The sequence below is a fragment of the Enterobacter sp. Li2LvB3 genome (genome assembly GCF_056156645.1).
The window spans coordinates 13,682-31,358 of sequence record NZ_JBSICG010000031.1; the positions used below are offsets into that span (position 1 = coordinate 13,682).

Below are 17,677 nucleotides of genomic sequence, written 5' to 3' on the forward strand. Positions count from 1 at the left end.
TAAAAGGTTAATCTTCACCAATCCAGGTGCCGGTTTTATGTTCAAGGGCTGCTTTAATTGCCTGTGGGCTTGTGATCAACCCGCGTCCCTTTTGTCCTTTTGCGTGGCTGTGCGACACGAAGCCGAGAATGGCTTCAACCTTCGGTTGCATGCTGCCTGCACCGAACTGGCCTTCAGCAATCAGTTTTTCTGCTTCGCTAATGCTGAGTTTGTCGAGCCAGAGTTGTTCAGGCGTACCGAAATTAATGGCTACCTGTTCAACGCCTGTTGGGATAAGCAGCAGTTCTGCGCCCAGTTGTTCCGCCAGCAGGGCGGAGGCGAGGTCTTTGTCGATAACTGCTTCTGTACCGCTCAACTGTCCGTTGGCATCACGAATAACCGGAATGCCGCCACCGCCGCAGGCAATCACAATGCAGCCCTGTTTCAGCAGCATGGCGATGGTGTCCAGCTCGACTATCTCCAGCGGCTGCGGGGATGGTACGGTACGACGCCAGCCGCGACCGGCATCTTCCATTAATGTCCAGCCCAGTTCGCGTTGGCGTTCCAGTGCGGTTTCGTGATCGAAGAACGCTCCAATCGGCTTGGTTGGATGGCTGAACGCCGGGTCATTAGCATCAACACGCGTCTGCGTCACCACAGCCACGACTGGCTTCTGAATGCCACGGCATCGCAGTTCGTTGCTCAATGCTTTCTGGAACATGTAGCCAATAGCACCTTGGGTATCGCCGACAGCGTAATCCAGGGGAATAGGTGAAACTTCACGACTAGAGAGTTCCGAGCGACGCAAGATGAAACCGACCTGCGGCCCGTTACCATGGGTCAGCACCAGCGACCAGCCGGCTTCAATCATGTCGCAGATATGACGCACGCCTTCGGTAACGGCATGGTACTGATCCGGAATGCTGTTCTGCTTATCGTCCAGGATCAGGGCGTTACCACCCACTGCCACGACGGCGAGAGATTTGTTCATTTCACAGCTCCTTGTGCCACAGTGTTGGCCAGTACGAGTAATGCTTCGTTAAAGCAGACCATCGGGGCGGTAGTGATCCCGGCTCCAATCTGGCCGACCCCCGCTTCTTTATGGGCGATCCCGGTGTTGATGATCGGCAGGATGCTGCGATCCACCACTTTGCGTGCATCAATCCCGGCGGCAGTTGGCGCGAAATTTAGCGCAGGCAAGGTGAAGGCTGGATTGTTGCCAAGCGTAATCAGCTGCATCCGACGGCTGTGGTTGGTGGCATCAGCCGGAGTACCGCCAACGAATTTCACGATGGCTGGAGAAGAGGCCATTGCAAAACCGCCCACGCCTGCGGTTTCGGTGATCGCACTGTCACCCAAATCGGCAGCGGCATCGTCCAAGCCGTAGCCTGGGAAGAACAGTCCTTCCACTGGATTTGCCGGAGCCTGGAACCATTGGTCTCCTGTGCCAGACAAGCGAATGCCGAAGTTCACGCCGTTACGCGCCATCACCGTGACCATTGAACTGAATGGTACGCCCGTGGCGGCATCCATCATTGCTTTACAGGCTGCCATCGACAGGTTGAGGAAGAAGTGGTCGTTGCTGGTGATAAAGGTCACCACGCGCTGTACCTGATCCTGTGGAAGATTGCAGGACAGTAGAGCAGGGAATAAGCGCTTCAGCAGCAGACCCGTTGCGGCAGCATTACGATTATGAACTTCATCGCCCATATGCAGTGCTTGCGCCATCAACGGTTTCAGTTCCAGTCCGCCCATCCCACGCACAGCGGCTTTCATTGCCGGGCCGAGTTCCATTTTCATCCACGCCAGGCGTTTAAGCACTTCGTCATTGTTTGCGCCAAAGCGCAGCACTTTACCCAAACCTTCATTGAAGTTGCTGTAAGCGCGTTTCCCGTTAGCTATGTTTTCAATGACCCACAGCGGCATTGACGGGCTGATGACCCCTGCCATCGGGCCGACCGCGTCATAGTGATGGCAAGGGGAAAGTTCAATTACACCGTTCAGTACCAGTGCTTCTGCTCCCTGATGATTAGCAGCCCAACCTTCAAACAACACCGCACCAATGATGGCGCCTTTGACCGGGCCACACATGCTTTCCCAGGCAATCGGTGGACCGGAATGCAGGATAAGTTTACGCTCGCGCATGGCGGGGATTACGTCAGCAGCACTCATCACATCAACCAGTGCTGGTTGTGCAGAGAGATAACGCACCATTGCCATCTGGTTGGCGGCTTCGACGAGAGGGTGGGCCAGCAGACCCGCCAGATCCAGACCTGCCTTGCGATCACCAGCGCCCGGTGGCTGCCAGTTAAGCGCAACGGCCTGACCACCTGCGTGCTGGATGTTTTCGGCGAAACTCGCAAGACCTGCGTTGATCACGCTCAGCGGCCGAGAAAATAACGGGTTCATGCTTGTTTTCCTTCTTTCTGCACCTGAAGTTCGACAACGGTCGCGGCCCACTGGGCAGCTTGTGCGTTGCAGCCTGCGACCAGAACCCCCTGTTCGCACAGTACGTTAATTTGTTGAATTCGTTGTTGAGGGTCGGCATCGGTGCCGCAAACATGAGCAATCAGCAGTGGACCGTTGTCACGTTTGACGGAGGTCAGAGCGCTCAGTAAATCCGCGGAAGGTTCTGCAGCGGCACCGTAACCGAGTACTAGATCAAACAGCACGACGGCGGTCGTCGGGTCGTTCAACTCATCCAGAATGCGTTGATTACGCAGCGTCGGGTCGATCATCGGGTGTGGACGCCCACGAGTGAAGTCGTCGTCCCCCATATCGATCAGGGTATGACCGTTGCTGTGCCAATGGTCAGCCAGCGGCTGATTGCCTTTTACCGGAGTGTTGGAACTGGCGATAATGCCGTGTTGTTGGCAAATAAGCTGCCCTTCATAGCAGAAGGTGCCGCCAGCAAACACGCCGCGCAGTGACTGACGGCGGGCATCCAACTTTTGGCATTGCTGTTCAAGCATCTGGCGATCGGTGTCGGATATCGTCTGCGTATCGTGTGCACCGGCAGCTTTATTGAGCAACGCCACCGCCATTTCAGCCGCATCAGCCAGTGTAACTGCTGCATCGATACCTGGGCGCGTGATGCTTTCTGGCGCTGCGCCCAAGAAGTTCACCACCACCGGTTTTCCTGTTTTTTGCGCTTCGGTGAGGATCATCTCCGCCACGTTATGAGCAGGTGGTTTAGAGATCAGCACAATCACTTGTGTCTCGTCATCCTTCGCCAGGGCCTGTAATCCCTGTAACATGCTGATCCCGCCAATCGCTTCATGCAGATCGTGGCCTCCGGTACCCAGTGCCTGAGAAATCCCGGCACCCAGTTGATCAATGCGGCAGGTCACTTCCTGCAAACCGGTTCCGGAGGCGCCAACCACACCAATCTCGCCACGACGAACCACGTTGGCGAAGCCGAGCGGGGTTCCGTTGACAATTGCGGTGCCGCAGTCCGGCCCCATCACGATCAGATTTTTTTCCCGGGCTAACAGCTTGACCGCTTTTTCCTGCTCCAGCGAAACGTTGTCGCTGAACAGCATGACGTTCATGCCCAGTTGCAGCGCTTTAATGGCTTCAGCTGCGGCATAATCGCCAGGGACGGAAATTAGGGCCAGATTAGCATCGGCGTTCTGATCCTTTGCCATCGCAATGCTGGTGAGCGGGCTCTGCACCATACCTGATTCGCTGCTTTCAGCTGGTTTGCTATTGAGCTTCTCTTTTGCCAGCTCCAGCGCTTGTTCACAGGCGCTGGCTTCACCTTTAACGGCGATAATCAGGTCATTAGGCCCGGCGGTATAATCACCACTCAGCCCGGCATCCACTAGCTGTGCCTGGTTGGTTTCACTGCCCATAACAACGGATGCCTGCTCAATTCCGGGCAGATGATTGATGCTGGCGGAGATCTGCATCAGGGAAACAGAATCCCGATAGAGATTGTTAAAAACACGGTGTACTACGCACATATGTCGTACCTGTTAATGTCGGGCATTGGCCCGAAGAAATAAAAACGGCGTTACTGCCTGAAGGGGAGTTGATTACGTAATCCGTGCAGAAAGCCAGCCATACAGTCCGCGCCAGAGGATGCGCCAAAGGTCATCACCGTCGTCGCGTATTGCCGCAGTGTATGAGGGCAAAAAGGCCGGGAGAGCTGCGCCACTAACTGGCAAAGTGCCTCTGAGAAATGTCCTTCCAGCGCCCGTTGCAAATAGTGGCGGCTGATGTCGTTGGTGCGGGGAAGCCGGGGAACGATAACGTTCACTAGCTGCTGCTGATGTAGCGCTAGCTGTGGATGCCGGGTTGCCCGGAATGCTGCGAAATAGCCAAGCAGATAATCGTCACCATTGGGGGTTAACCCACCACCAAAACCGACAATGCGGTCTGCCATCTCTGCCAGTTTTGCGTCTGTCTGATCAGGGGATATATCAACCTGAATACCTAAGGCATCGTTGGGCAGCAGGCGCAACACGCTGTCGACTCGCTGTTGCTGGCACCACTGCTGTAACTGACCTTCAAGGAATGTTTGCGTCTGTTCTGGCTCGTGAAGTGATAAGTCAGCATCCTGAACAGGCGTCCAGACAGGCACGGCGGCTAAGGCGATTTGCCATTCACGGCAGCGCAGCGTCTGCTGGTTCCGCTGAATTTCCCCCGCATTACGCCAGTCCCACTGTTCAGACACTGCGATTCTGACGGCATCGGGATGGTTCAGACTGCTGTGTGCGGAAATCAGCGGCAGCAACTTGCCATCCTGCAATTGCACATTCAGGGTGTGTCTGAATACGCTATGAATGTGCAGCATCCCGTCTGGCGTGACAGCTAACCGTTGACTGGCAAGATAACCAATGCTCAGGGCGCGCAGCGAAATGGGATGCATAGCAACTTACTTCAGTCCATTGATGATGTTGTCAGCATTGCTGACCCAGCCAAAGATAGCGCCCTGGGCTTTGATCATCTCCAGCGCATATTTCTGGAACTCTGTGAAATAGGAGCCTACGCAGTCTTCTGGAATGATGCACTCATAGCCACGGTCATTGGCTTCACGCACGGTGGTGTTCACACAAACTTCGGTGGTCACGCCGCAAACAATCAGGGTTTTTACCTGATGATTTTGCAGGATCAGGTGCAGGTCGGTCTGATAGAACGCGCCTTTGCCTGGCTTATCGATAACAGGCTCACCGGCAATCGGATAGAGCTCAGGAATGATGTCATGACCTTTCTCACCGCGCACCAGAATACGACCCATCGGGCCTTTTTCGCCGATAAAAGTGTGACCGCCACGAGTCAGCTTGGCTGCCGGGCAGTCGCTGAGATCGGCGCGATGTCCTTCGCGGGTGTGAATAACCAGCATACCTTTTGCACGTGCCGCATTCAGTACGCGTTTGCATGGCTCAATGGCGGTACGTACAAAGGAGACATCGTTACCCAGCGCTTCACCGAAACCACCCGGCTCAACAAAATCACGCTGCATATCGATCATCACCAGTGCGGTGGTGGCGGGAGCAAAGGGCAGGTCGAAGGGTTCTGCCTTGAAATGATGTTGTGTCATAGTCTCTCCTTACGTGTAAGTAAATAGTCCTGCAACTTTTTGTAGTATAAGGAGCAGGGGCACGAGGAACAGCAAAGAGATTTTTTGTATGACAACTAATAATTTATAATCAGCAGAGAAAAGAAAACATCACTGTGAGTAGGGTCATGATTTTATGCAGATGATGCAATTTTTTTGATGATTTTTGGTGCTTTGGTGCAAATAAGTTCTTGTTGAAATGTGAGGTTGGCGCGCAGACTACGGAAAACTCCCGCAAGATACGACCTCAATGCTATGATGACGGCTTTGTCTCGTTAAGGCAGCGTCAGGTAGCTAGCTGAACGCATCATTTATTCGTCTTGCTAAAATCGGCCATTCTGGTACCCGGTCTGGCTGATTGGTGCTCCGGACAGTGAGGACGATAGCGTTCCTGACGGGATAGCGGGCACCGGTCAGGGGTGAGGTATACCGGGAACACCCCGACCAGATGAACAGCCGACTGGTGGAACTGGATGACAAACATCAGTGCTGAAGGACAGCCCCCGGGCTGGTGATGATATGAGAAATATGGAAAAAACGGGTCACCTGGCATGGTGTGCTCTTATAGCTCTGCTGACTGCCAGGGAAGATGGCCTGGTGGAGTCGGAATCGCAGGAAAACCTGTTTATTACCCGCTGGTTTGCGCAGGCGAAAAAACAGCGCCGCTTTTCACGTGACGTGGCCACCGATGTTGACTGGATACTCAATCAGGGTCGAACGCTCGGCGTTCGTGCGCGATTGCGCCATAAGCTGGATTATCTCTGGCGCAGCTGCACCGGTGAACTGTCTGAGCAGAATGACCTTTTTCGCCTGACCTACGCGCTGGAGCTGGCGAAGCAGTACGACTGGGTGTATCACGTCCTCAGCGACAGTGAGTGGAGCGGTCGACGTCAGATTCAGCCTTCTGCATCGGTGAACAGTATCTGTCTACTGAAAAGCGCGCTGGATGTCGGTTTCAATGATGACGGAATGCAGGTTATGCCGGTGCCGGCCAGAATTGGCGGCCGTGCTGACGGGATGAATACGCTGCTGAAAAGCTGTGGCTGGGAGGCTGTCAGCAACGACGATTACTGGAAGCTGGTGACCATCAGCGCCGGCTGAACTGTCTTACGGGATTTTAGCAAATGTCCCGTAAACCCTCGCCACCTGGTCAACGCCTTACGCCGCGACAACAAGGCGCTATCCCATAAGAAGCAGGGGATAGCAAACCGCCATAAGGCTCGCTTACTCTTTGCCGCACAACACTAACGGGTAGCGAATGCCCGCTCTGGCTACAGCACAAGGCTATAACGGAACTAACGGCGGCGGGTCTCGTCGTCAAAGCCCGCGGAGGCTTGCGTAAGTCTGTACAGTCTGGCTCTATGCCAGTTACAGCCTGCGAAGTGAGAAGCCTCTTCCTTTAGTGAGGAGCTGTCACATGCCCTATCCCATAAAGTGGTTTGTTGATATTTCCCGCCCAGACTTTAATATCATCCATAAGTATTACAGTATAATCAGATCTCAACCGGCTGAGTACGTACTTCATTATCGGGGGATCTGTAATACTATATGATTTCATAAAGTACATACCCAGAGCGCTACAGGTCATCTTACTAAAAACCAGATAATTATCTATTTTTAGTTTTTCTTGCCCATTCCCCTGGCAGGGTGAGTTAACCTGATAGGTTATAATCATTCCCACGTCTTTGAGCCCATGCGAGGATATGCTTATCAGAACAGGTCTGGAGTCTGATGTCTGTGTAAGACCGTACAAGACTCCATCTTTTGAATACCAGACGTTATACTCCATGGACTGACCCCGGACCTGAAAAGTCAAATGTATAGTCAGGAGTATATAAATAAAATATTTGTTTATCATATAATTACCTGCTTGATCATGTTTCATTAATTTGATTTTTAAAAACAAAATCCGCTACTGTAGACCGACAGTCAGACTGACTGTAAGAAATGAATATTTTATGAAAAGTATAGTTTAGGTTTACTAGAAAATGCAGTGTTATAAAATAACTGGATATGGATTTATTTAATATTCATACTTGATTAATGGTTTATACATTCTAAAGTTTATTGACAAATAAATATTTCAGTGTTTTGTTTTTTTTGCAAACATGTAAGTTGAAGCTATAATGAAATTACCCCCTCAGGTTGCGCTGCAGGGATTTTAAAAAAAATAACGAGTCATTTGTCCATTAACCCACACCGATACTTCGATGTGGGTTTTTTTTGATTATGATAAAAAGTCTGGAGCAGGATACTGGCATAAGGGGTTTCGGGAGCAGTGGAACCCAAAAAACGGTTAAGAGGTTCAATTAAGTGTTCAAGAACAGGTAAATCTGATCTTACCCACGTAATGTGGGCACGGTCCTAAGCGAGCTTCAGGTTATCAACTTGCTCAGGGCTGAGACCGCCGCACGCACTGTGGCGACGCCAACGATTGTAATCACACTCAATATAATTAAACACCGTCATCCGCATTATTTCCCGGCTATCAAAGCGCTCTCCGTGGATACATTCCACTTTCAGCGAGTGAAAGAAGCTTTCCACGCAGGCATTGTCATAACAGCAACCTTTGGCACTTATGCTCCCGTGCAGATTATGCCGTTTCAGTAAGGTCTGATAATCCGATGAGCAGTACTGCCCACCACGATCCGTGTGAACGATGACATTTTCCGGGCGTTTACGCCGCCAGAGCGCCATTTTCAACGCATCACAGGCCAGCTGCGCTGTCATGCGCGACGACATAGACCAGCCAATGACGGAACGGGACCACAGATCGATGACCACCGCCAGGTAGAGCCAGCCTTCGTCCGTGCGCAGATATGTAATGTCACCCGCACACTTCTGGTTCGGGCCGCCAGCCCTGAAGTCTTGTTTCAACAGGTTTTCTGACACGGGTAAACCGTGCCCACGGTAACTGACCGGGCTGAACTTCCGTGCGGCTTTCGCCTTTAGCCTCCGGCGACGCAGACTGGCAGCAATGGTTTTGACGTTGTACTCCGGCAGTTTGTCTGCCAGACGAGGCGCTCCATAACGCTGTTTTGCTTCTGTGAAGGCCTTACGGACCGCCGCATCACAGATGAGGCGGAACTGCTGACGCGGGCTTTGCTGATGGTGGCGCAGACGCTAGGCATACCAGCCGCTGCGGGCAATCCGAAGCACACGTGAACTCAGCCTGATGATTTTCGATGAAGACATCCGTCATTTCAGGTGCTTCGCGAAGTATGTCGCGGCCTTTCGGATAATGGTCAGCTCCTCTGTCTGCTCCGCCAGTTGCCGCTTAAGGCGGGCAATTTCAACCGTCATATCCTGCTCGCGTTCGGAAGAGGAATGGGCATTTTTCAGCTTGCTGCGCCAGGCATAAAGCTGCGATTTATACAGACTGAGTTCACGGGCCGCGGCGGCCACACCGATACGCTCAGCAAGCTTCAGGGCTTCGTTGCGAAATTCAGGTGTATGTTGCTTACGGGGCTTTTTGCTGGTTGATACTGGTTTAGTCATGAGTCACCTCTGGTTGAGAGTTAACTCACTTAGTCCCGTGTTCACTATTCTCGGGTAGGATCAAGGGGTGCTGAGACTAAAAAAATGGACACCTCCCGGGGAGGGAGGTGTCCCGAAATCATGCCATTCGTTTTAAGTGAAAACCCTTCAGATGGTTTCAGAACGGATGATCACATAACACCCCCTCATTTTCACCCGCCATGTATCACACGAAAACAGGGCAACCGCGGGCAGTAATGTCCTGGCGTTCGGGGCACAAAGGGTGTCGGTTCCCTCCGCGTTTATGCCGCCTCGCCGGCGGCGGGGTTCAACGCCGTGCCTTCACGCTAACCCGGCCGCTGCGGTCACAAGGGTTCACGTTGTCGATGGCCTCACCCGTTCGCACCTTTCACGGTGCATTCAGCCCGCGAAAGGCTTGCGCTGCGGCTTGCGGCATCGCCCCTGCGCCCTCCGCTCAGAGCCGGGTTTTTGTGGCGGCACGGCGCAACAGGGTGCCGCATATCAGAGAGGAGTGTGTCTATGTCCCGTTTTATCCTGGGTGACTGCGTACAGGTGATGTCCCGTTTTCCGGCGCGTGCCGTCGATTTTATTCTTACCGATCCGCCATACCTTGTGGGCTACAAGGACCGCACCGGCCGCACCCTGGCCGGGGACAATTCAGCAGAATGGCTCCAGCCTGCGTGCCACGAAATGTATCGCGTCCTGAAAAACGACAGTCTGATGGTGAGCTTTTACGCCTGGAACCGTGCAGAGCTGTTCCTGAATGCCTGGAAAGTGGCCGGGTTCCGCGTTGTCGGGCATGTCGTCTTTGCCAAAAGCTACGCCTCCAAATCAACTTTCGTGGGCTACACCCATGAAAACGCCTACCTGCTGGCGAAGGGCCGTCCGCAGACGCCGGACCGTCCCATTCCGGACGTGATCCCCTGGAAATACACGGGCAACCACCACCACCCGACTGAGAAGTCGGTGCAGAGCCTGCGTCCGCTGATTGAATCCCTGACACGCCCGGGCGCGATTGTCCTGGACCCGTTCGCCGGCAGCGGCTCCACCTGTGTGGCTGCCGCCGAAGCCAGCCGCCGCTATATCGGGATTGAAATGCTGGAGCAGTACCACGCCGCCGGCGTGCGTCGTCTGGCTCAGGTCGAACGGGCAAGAAGAATGCCGGCGGCGAATGACAGCGGATTTTATCCGGACTGGCCGGAGGCCGCATGAACTATCCGGGGCTTGAAGGTCTGCGCGCGGACGTGGCCGCGCTGAGTAATGCCATGTGCGATGTGCGGATGTTGCTGAATCGCCTCGAATCGCAGCACCGCCACGATGCGGCCACGCTGGCTGAACGTATGGCCGCCCAGAGCCTGCGTCGTATTAACACCCTGTTACTGGAAGCGTATCGCGAAGCCCTGGTGCTGGACGAAACCTTTCAGGACTGACTGACCCGGCCGGGCGAAGGCCCGGCCTCTGACACTGATAAAGAGAGAAAAACAATGTACGGAACCCGTGAAGAACTTTGTGTGCAGCTTGAAAACATGTTCACTTTTGACGAACCCCTGACCCTGCTGATCTGGACGGAAGAGGGGATTAGCGTGGCCTGCCGTGAAAACCAGCCCGAACCGGATGTGGCCGAAATTCGTGCCGTAATGAAGGCCATCGGTGCAATGAAAATGGCGGATTACCGCCGTGAAGGTGTCACGAATTCAGACGTCAGCGACCTCCTGGACCGTCAGCGTGAAGCGGCAAACCGGCTGGTCAGTGTGCCGGCATCCCTCCTTTCCCGCGTCCTGCGCGACTATGAGCGCGAGCTGGAGCACCGTACCGGACAGGCATGGGAAGCCGGACGGCCGGAGCCAGAGTCCGTGCAGGCGGCGCGAAAAGATGTGTACGCGCTCAAAGACGCACTGGCGGCCTGATAACGAGCCGGGGGAAAGACCCCGGCTATCAGACATTTAGAACCTACTCAAATATCTTAAAGAGAGTTATAGCTATACCTGCGCCAATTACAGCGACAGCACCTGCTTTCTCCCATCCTGACAATTCATCCCAGCTCTTTGATTCCTTACTATCGTCATTCTTTGTCGTCTGGTGTAGTTCGGAGATTGTCGTTTCCAGATACGCAATAACTTGATTTGCGCCTTCTAGAAAATCGTCAATGTCGACGTAAAAATCCGCTTCATGCACAGCTTTGTTACGCACGCTGGCGATCCAGCGTATTTTTTTACAAAAGTGGTATCGATAATTTGTTCAATTGAGCTTAATTTCTCATGCATTCCCCGACCACTTGCCCCAAGCCTGCACAGCAGGGATTCAATTTTTGTAGCCTTATCTAAAATTTCTTCGCGCATCACCTGGCTCCCATAAAACGCAACCCATAAATCTACATTTTTTAACCAAACAGTACAAAATAAGGTTGTCAGTGCCTTCCGCTTTTATCCGCCGCCGCCCGCCGGGCCGCGTCGGGACAGTAAAACTCCCCTGAAACTCCGTGCGGCGACGGCATAGCCGTGACTTCACTGTAGCCCGGCCGCATCGGCCACAAGGGTTCGCTGTCGCCGCCGTCCTCACCCGTTCGCACCCTTCACGGTGCATTCAGCCCGTGAAGGCTTTGCGCTGCGGCTTGCGGCATCGCCCCTGCGTCCTCCGCTTTTCGCCGGTCTGTCGTGTCGTCACGGCGATGCCGGAACCGAGGATATGTTAACCGTGGAGGATCTATGAACCAGACCGTGACCTGTTGTGATGCCGTTCGTCTTGAGGGCGCACAGCGTCTGACTTTTTTGCCTGACATGTTCGGCGGCGACTATATGACCGCTGAGGCGTCCGTGTACGCCTATGCACAGCGTTATTGCCCCGATTATCAGGGTGGTTTCTGGCAGTTTTACCGCCTGCCGGACGGCAGCGGTTTTATGGCACCGGACGTGGAGAGCGTGACCTTCTGCAATCCGGATAACTGGTTCGAGCAGACCATCAGCGGGGACGTTGCGGGGATCATCCTCACCGCACTGGTACTGAATCACCGCAGCTGGTTTCACAGCAACCATGACCATGAGGAGCTGTGCCGCCACTTCTGCCGCCGCCATGAGCAGCTGATGGCTTTCGCAGATAACCATCCCGCCAGCGCCACGATCTGGCGTGCGCTTGACTGACTGATCACGGGCGGCGATGCCGCCCGATTTAAGGAGAAAAAGATGATTGGCACAGCACGAGAAATTGCCCTTGAAATGTTCCGGTGTTCCGACCTTGATGGCGAGAAATACGTTTTCGCAAGCTGGAACCGAAATGATATCCGCAGCATGTGCGTTGACTGGGATCTGAATAATGAGGATCTGGATGAAGTCATGCGCCGGCTGAGTTCCTGTCTCGAAAGTGGCGCGGACATTGGCCAGATACACGCAATTGTTGAAACCATGCTCGACGAGCGCCGCGCGAAGCGCATCGTGACAGTTCCGGCGGCCTCTCTCGCAATGGCGATGAAACTGGCTGGCAGTGAAATGCAACGCATCGCCGATTGCGCGGTGCAGGGAGGTGGTTCTGCTGAGGACACCCTGAAAGAAGAAAAAAAGGTCATGCTGAGCCTGTGCGCCGCGCTTGAGGCCTGAAAGGATGCCGGAAGACATGCTTCCGGCTACCCGTGAAAGAGGAGAACACCATGCAGCTTTCAACAGACACCCGTTCCATATTGCGCCAGTACAAAACGCTGATAAATGAACGACGACGCGAGGCAGGACTCAGCCCCGTCACTACGGCAAAAGTGCTGGAAGAGAGCTGCGAATCGACGACCCGCCAGTGCGCCGTGTACCTGTGCGGTCACTTCATCCTTCAGGGCGGTAAGGGCGACGGTCAGTAACAGGGACGGGCGGAAAGGACAGCGCCTGCGGCGTTGTCCTTTCCGCCCCTGTATGCACAACGTTCGGTTCTGAAAGAGTTGTGAGGGCAAATTGTCACAGATACTGTCCTGCGTGGCGTGGCGTGGCGTGGCGTGGCGTGGCGTGGCCACCGGCTTTGAAACCCGATCAGCAAATTCCCTCAGAACACCTGAATCCCGCTTCTGGCCCCCTTCGGCTCCCGGCCAGCTGCGCCGTCCGGTCGTCGAGCCCCACTCCGCCAGGCAGCTGCTTCGCACCAGCCAGTCTCCGCCGAACCCCTTCGGGTTTCGGGCTTCGCTAGGGTCTGATGGCTGAGGTCAAAGGCTGCGGCTTTACCGGCCGTGCCGTCCGGAACGCCTTCACCGCGCCGGCGGAGCCGTCGCTTTAATGTCGCCACGCCGTTCCGACGTGTCGGGTGTGTGCATCCTGTTCGTCCGGTGAAGCCATCCCCCGTGTGTCCTCACGCGGAGGGCGGCTTGTAGCACCGTCGGTTCGTCATCCAAAGGGTGAAGTGAACGCCGCCAAAACTTTTTGCGAAGGGCCGCAAAAACTGTTGTCAGCGCCCTTTTCCTGCCGCCCCGCCGTTGCTCCCGTTGCCCTTTGCCGCGAGAGAACTCACCAGGGAGATGGATAAACCATCACCACAGGAGAAAACCAGGATGCACACACGAAACGTCAACGTCAAAACCGCCGCTCCCGAATCTTCCAGGAAGATGGGGGAAGGGCAGGGCACGGTTGCGGTCGCCCGTGAATACGTGGCTCAGGCCACTGCGCTGAAAGAGGGCGTGACTGTCACGCTCTCAGAGGTGAACCGCTATGGCGATATTCAGGCGGAGATCCGCACTCACGGGCTGCTCAACTGGCGCGCGTGGTCGTTTGAAGCGGATTTTCTGAGTGATCTGAAACGCAAACTGCAAGACGTGCAGCTGTAACCGGAGGCCGGATATCCGGCCTTAACCCACAGAAGGAGGAACCATGCAGAACCTTAATTCCGGCCAGTCGGGCAAAAAAGTAGGACAGAGCAATGACATTGTGAAGCTGCTGCGCATTCAGGCCAGCGACACCCATGTGGTCGAGTTTGACAACGTGGACACCCGTTTTAATGACTGCAACAACTGGCAGGTCATGGCTGAGGGCAAGCGCGTTCTGTTCAGCAACCGCACGTATGAGCGTTTTTCAGATGTGAAATCGGGGATCGTGGCAACGATTTCCGTGTGTGAGAACGGCGCTACGGTATCTGATACCGCGATGCTGGAAGGGGCGAAAGCCATGATGCAGGTGCTCGACGGCTATCCGTCCTTTGCGGCGCTGGCTGCTCACCCGAAACGCATCACCGGTTAACTGAGTGCCGTGACCGGAAGGCAATCCGGCCACGGCGAACCATAACAATCACTGAGAGGTAAAAATCATGGTCGCCACCAATATTACGGCAAAAAAACCCGCAAAATCTACCCCCGCTAAAAAGTCAGCGGAAAAAATCGCGCAGTCTACTGAACAGAAGCTCGTTCAGTTGCTCGCTGACACGCCCGTGCAAATCTTCCCGTACTCCCGCCTGTCGCGTACCGGTCTGAACACGCGCATCATTCCGCATACCGATCAGGAAGTGGAAGAGATGGCAGACAGCATTGAGGCAATGGGTATCCTGCAAAACCTGATTGGTGCAGAACTGCCGGACGGCACGATCGGCATTGTCGGCGGGGAAGGTCGCCGAAGGGGGACGGGTATTCTGGTGCTGCGCGGTGTGCTCGATGCAGAAACCCCGTTTGTTCCGGTGAAAGTCCTGCCCGTGGAGATGGCGGTGGCGGCCTCGATGATTGAGAACGGCAGACGCAAGAACATGCACCCTGCCGAGCAGATTATCGGTTTTCGCACCCTTGAACAGGAAGGTAAAACCGCCTCACAAATTGGCGCCCTGATGGGTTACCACCCACGTCACGTCCAGCGCTGCCTGAAACTGGCGAACCTTGCGCCCTCCCTGCTGGACGCGCTGGTGCGGGATAGCATCTCCCTTGAACAGTGCGAGGTGCTGACGCTGGCGGACACCCATGAACGTCAGGAGCAGGTCTGGAAAGAGGCTGTTGAACAGTGGCGTGATCCTTCTGTACAGACCCTGCGCAGGATGGCCACCGACGACAAAATGGCCATCAGCCATCCGATGTTTGCGTATGTGGGCGAGGAAGCCTATACCGCCGCTGGCGGTACGCTGACCGCCGATCTGTTCAGCGATAAAGACAGTACCTTTGCCGATGCATCACGGGTGAAATCCTTGCTGGCCGGAAAACTCACCGTGCTTGCCGCCCGTCTTCAGCAGGAGCAGGGCTGGGGCTGGTCTGAATTCCGTATGACAGAACTCAGAGCCAGCGGCGAGGACAGGGAACTGTATCGTTTTGCCATGCCAGAGCCAGTTCTGACCGAAGAGGAACAGCAACGTATTAACGAGCTGGAAGATGCAATTGAAGGATGTGCGGCGTATGACGACGAATACGAGCTTCAGCAGCAGATCGACGATATTCACTGCGAGGCGACTTACCGCGAAGCCACGCCGGAGTTTCGCGCCGCGCACGGTATCTGGGTGTCATGGGATGGGGACAGTTTTCAGGTTCAGCCAGGCATCCGCAGACTGACTGACGAAGACAGGGCAGCAGAAGAACAGGTTCGTCAGGAGCGTGAGAATAACGTTATCAGACACACCACACCTGACATTCCCGCAGACGCATTCCCTGCCACGCTGGTAAAGGCCATGTCCGCCGAGCGGACGCTCGCCGTTCAGGCCGAACTGGCGGGGCGTCCTGACGTGTCGGTGGCGCTCCTGACGTGGACGCTGTGCCTTGCACTCTTTGACCGCACTTACGGCAAGCGCAATGAACCCCTGAAAGCCTCTGTGTCCTCCAATCAGCATCACCTTGCATCACTGGCTCCCTCCGGTGAGGAAGGGAAGGCACTGATGGCTCTCAGAGCACAGCGTGAGGCGTTACAGGCCACACTGCCTGACAACTGGGATCTCGATTTCACCTGGCTGCTGTCATGGTCTGCGGAGCAGGTGAATACCCTGCTGGGATTCTGCGCGGCGCACGGTATCGACGGGTTACAGGAGCGTCTTTACAACCGCACGGATGTCAGTGAACTGGACGGGCTGGAAGCGGCGCTGGACTTTGACCTGCGTAAATGGTGGCAGCCTGATGCGGAGAGCTACTTTGGCAAGCTCAAAATCGCCCAGATTGGCAAGACCTATGAAGAAGCCGGACTGAGCGCCCGTGCGGGTGAGGTGGTGAAGCTCAAACGCCGCGATGCGGCGAAGGCCGCCGAACAGGATCTGAATGCTCAGGGCTGGCTGCCTGACTGGATGGTGCGCCCTGCGCCAGCGGTTCAGGCCGGTGAGACAACAGACACCCACACTGACCACGCTGCTTAACACCGGAGGCCGCCGCCTTCGGGCGGCGGGAACACATATGACCATGAATTACGATCTGACCCGAATCAACACCCTGACCGCCTCCGATCTGGAGTTTATCCGCCAGCAGGGCGAGGAAGCACGCCGCGCCCTCAGCGATGCCGTGACCGGCCTGCTGACTGTCCCGCAGGGCTGGCGCGTCTGCGCCGAGTACCGCAGTGAATTTGGTGGCTTTTTCCCGGTACAGTGCCGTTTCAGCGCGGATAACAGGGATGACTGGCATCTGTGCGTGTGCAGCCCTGGTGAAGTGTCGCCGTACTGGCTTCTGGTTCTGCTTTCTTCGGGGGGCGAAGTGGTGCGCACCCTGTACCAGAATGAGACACTCCAGCCTGAGCGCGTCAGCCAGCTGATCGCACAGATGGCAGGGATGCGCCGGTTTAACTGCACGGCAAGTACCGTGGCAAACCTGATGAGTGGGGAGGTGACAGCATGATCCCGTCATCCCATGCCCTTGTCTCCCTGAAACCCGCCCGTCAGGCCGCGATTCAGGCTATCAGCCAGGTTGAATCTGCCCGTGAACGCGGCTCCCGGCTGCCCGCCATGCCGTATGTGCGCACCTTCCTGCGCCTTCTCACGGGCAGCGGTCGCCTGAATGCCACGGTCGCACGTCAGATCCCGGGTCTGAACTGGGTGCCAAAGAACCGCCATTCGAACCTGAAACAGGTCGAGGAGGCGCTGGACACGATGATTGCCACGGAGGGAGAGGCCTGCCCGCTGCCGCTCACGCTGGACGTACAGGCCGAACTGTTCCCCGAAGTCATGCACACCCGCACGGGCAGACGACTGCACAGGGCGGGAATTCAGACCACCCGACAGATACGCCGCGAATCACGTGAAGTAGACCAGCGCTGGAAGTTACGCCAGAACCTGCTCGCGCAGGCTGAAACCGACCTCAACTTTCAGTCGCCGGAAACCGTCTGCACCTGGTACACCCGGTGGAGCGACGAGTTCGACGCGGGGGAGCTGGCGGGTGCATTCTGGCGCTGGCAGTCGCGGTTCGCATCGCTGAAGGAACTGACCTGGCTGCGCATAAGCGGCGAGCCGCTGTATGCAGTGATGTATGAAATCCCGTTTATCGTCCGGGAGACACCGGAACCTGTCCGGGCTGCCGAGCGCTGGCAGGTGCCAAACAAACTGCGCCACAAAGAGGTTAACGTCTGAACGAAAAAGGATGTGAATCTATACAGTTTTCAGACTGTTATTCCTGGGCAGATGATTGACAACGGGATATAATGGCGATGGCGCTTGAGGTTTTTTGCCTCATGACGTGAAGGTGGTTTGTTACTGAATTGTTGTGTGGCAGAAAACAGAAAGCCCCGAGTAATTTTT

19 protein-coding genes and 1 pseudogene are annotated in these 17,677 nt (G+C 55.3%); 13 read left to right on the forward strand and 7 right to left on the reverse strand.

Annotated features, from left to right (window positions below; all coding sequences use genetic code 11):
* Positions 1-7 precede the first annotated feature (7 nt).
* The 5 genes from ACS603_RS20760 to ACS603_RS20780 are packed head-to-tail and all read right to left on the reverse strand — an operon-like array spanning position 8 to position 5,524.
* Complete coding sequence (locus tag ACS603_RS20760; protein WP_474944833.1) at positions 8-970, reverse strand: carbamate kinase; 963 nt, start codon at positions 968-970, stop codon at positions 8-10.
* Positions 967-2,388: a YlbE family protein gene (locus ACS603_RS20765; protein WP_474944834.1), complete on the reverse strand. Its 1,422-nt coding sequence runs from the start codon at positions 2,386-2,388 to the stop codon at positions 967-969. The genes ACS603_RS20760 and ACS603_RS20765 overlap by 4 nt, the downstream gene beginning before the upstream one ends.
* Positions 2,385-3,944: an acyl-CoA synthetase FdrA gene (fdrA, locus tag ACS603_RS20770; RefSeq protein WP_474944835.1), complete on the reverse strand. Its 1,560-nt coding sequence runs from the start codon at positions 3,942-3,944 to the stop codon at positions 2,385-2,387. Before fdrA ends, ACS603_RS20765 begins: the two co-directional genes overlap by 4 nt.
* A 50-nt stretch (positions 3,945-3,994) precedes the next feature.
* Complete coding sequence (locus ACS603_RS20775) at positions 3,995-4,852, reverse strand: oxamate carbamoyltransferase subunit AllH family protein (protein WP_474944836.1); 858 nt, start codon at positions 4,850-4,852, stop codon at positions 3,995-3,997.
* A gap of 6 nt (positions 4,853-4,858) precedes the next feature.
* Positions 4,859-5,524, reverse strand: a complete 666-nt coding sequence (locus ACS603_RS20780) for a cysteine hydrolase family protein (protein ID WP_474944837.1) — start codon at positions 5,522-5,524, stop codon at positions 4,859-4,861.
* 537 nt (positions 5,525-6,061) lie between these two features.
* Here ACS603_RS20780 and ACS603_RS20785 point away from each other — a divergent pair.
* A complete protein-coding gene (locus tag ACS603_RS20785) occupies positions 6,062-6,643 on the forward strand; it encodes a DUF2913 family protein (protein WP_474944838.1) in 582 nt (193 codons plus the stop codon).
* A gap of 1,263 nt (positions 6,644-7,906) precedes the next feature.
* On the opposite strand, the pseudogene ACS603_RS20790 reads toward ACS603_RS20785, so the two are convergent.
* Positions 7,907-9,040, reverse strand: a pseudogene (locus tag ACS603_RS20790) (IS3 family transposase).
* Between the two features lie 519 nt (positions 9,041-9,559).
* Here ACS603_RS20790 and ACS603_RS20795 point away from each other — a divergent pair.
* Genes ACS603_RS20795 through ACS603_RS20805 form a run of 3 tightly spaced genes read left to right on the forward strand, consistent with a single transcriptional unit; the run spans position 9,560 to position 10,947 of the window.
* Positions 9,560-10,252 carry a DNA methylase gene (locus ACS603_RS20795; RefSeq protein WP_474944839.1) on the forward strand — a complete coding sequence of 231 codons (693 nt, stop codon included), beginning with the start codon at positions 9,560-9,562 and terminating at the stop codon, positions 10,250-10,252.
* Positions 10,249-10,470, forward strand: a complete 222-nt coding sequence (locus ACS603_RS20800; RefSeq protein WP_014063848.1) for a hypothetical protein — start codon at positions 10,249-10,251, stop codon at positions 10,468-10,470. Before ACS603_RS20795 ends, ACS603_RS20800 begins: the two co-directional genes overlap by 4 nt.
* Positions 10,471-10,524: 54 nt before the next feature.
* Positions 10,525-10,947, forward strand: coding sequence for a DUF1380 family protein (locus tag ACS603_RS20805; protein WP_474944840.1), 423 nt, complete (start codon positions 10,525-10,527; stop codon positions 10,945-10,947).
* 43 nt (positions 10,948-10,990) lie between these two features.
* Here ACS603_RS20805 and ACS603_RS20810 read toward each other — a convergent pair whose 3' ends face one another.
* A complete protein-coding gene (locus ACS603_RS20810; protein WP_474944841.1) occupies positions 10,991-11,230 on the reverse strand; it encodes a hypothetical protein in 240 nt (79 codons plus the stop codon).
* A 515-nt stretch (positions 11,231-11,745) separates the two neighbouring features.
* On the opposite strand from ACS603_RS20810, the gene ACS603_RS20815 reads away from it, so the two are divergent.
* The 9 genes from ACS603_RS20815 to ACS603_RS20855 all read left to right on the forward strand — a co-directional run bounded on the left by ACS603_RS20815 (position 11,746) and on the right by ACS603_RS20855 (position 17,509).
* The gene (locus ACS603_RS20815; RefSeq protein ID WP_160890696.1) at positions 11,746-12,177 is read left to right on the forward strand and encodes an antirestriction protein; all 432 of its coding nucleotides are present in this window, start codon (positions 11,746-11,748) and stop codon (positions 12,175-12,177) included.
* Between the two features lie 42 nt (positions 12,178-12,219).
* Complete coding sequence (locus ACS603_RS20820) at positions 12,220-12,630, forward strand: hypothetical protein (RefSeq protein WP_474944842.1); 411 nt, start codon at positions 12,220-12,222, stop codon at positions 12,628-12,630.
* A gap of 50 nt (positions 12,631-12,680) precedes the next feature.
* A complete protein-coding gene (locus ACS603_RS20825) occupies positions 12,681-12,878 on the forward strand; it encodes a hypothetical protein (RefSeq protein WP_474944843.1) in 198 nt (65 codons plus the stop codon).
* A gap of 91 nt (positions 12,879-12,969) precedes the next feature.
* Positions 12,970-13,212, forward strand: a complete 243-nt coding sequence (locus tag ACS603_RS20830; RefSeq protein WP_474944844.1) for a hypothetical protein — start codon at positions 12,970-12,972, stop codon at positions 13,210-13,212.
* A 344-nt stretch (positions 13,213-13,556) separates the two neighbouring features.
* Complete coding sequence (locus ACS603_RS20835; protein ID WP_474944845.1) at positions 13,557-13,829, forward strand: hypothetical protein; 273 nt, start codon at positions 13,557-13,559, stop codon at positions 13,827-13,829.
* A gap of 43 nt (positions 13,830-13,872) precedes the next feature.
* Positions 13,873-14,238 (forward strand): hypothetical protein, encoded by a 366-nt coding sequence (locus ACS603_RS20840; protein WP_474944846.1) that lies wholly within the window; start codon positions 13,873-13,875, stop codon positions 14,236-14,238.
* A gap of 67 nt (positions 14,239-14,305) precedes the next feature.
* Positions 14,306-16,309 (forward strand): ParB/RepB/Spo0J family partition protein, encoded by a 2,004-nt coding sequence (locus tag ACS603_RS20845; RefSeq protein ID WP_474944847.1) that lies wholly within the window; start codon positions 14,306-14,308, stop codon positions 16,307-16,309.
* A 37-nt stretch (positions 16,310-16,346) separates the two neighbouring features.
* A complete protein-coding gene (gene psiB, locus ACS603_RS20850; RefSeq protein ID WP_474944848.1) occupies positions 16,347-16,781 on the forward strand; it encodes a conjugation system SOS inhibitor PsiB in 435 nt (144 codons plus the stop codon).
* Complete coding sequence (locus tag ACS603_RS20855) at positions 16,778-17,509, forward strand: plasmid SOS inhibition protein A (RefSeq protein WP_474944849.1); 732 nt, start codon at positions 16,778-16,780, stop codon at positions 17,507-17,509. Before psiB ends, ACS603_RS20855 begins: the two co-directional genes overlap by 4 nt.
* The last annotated feature ends 168 nt before the right edge of the window (positions 17,510-17,677 follow it).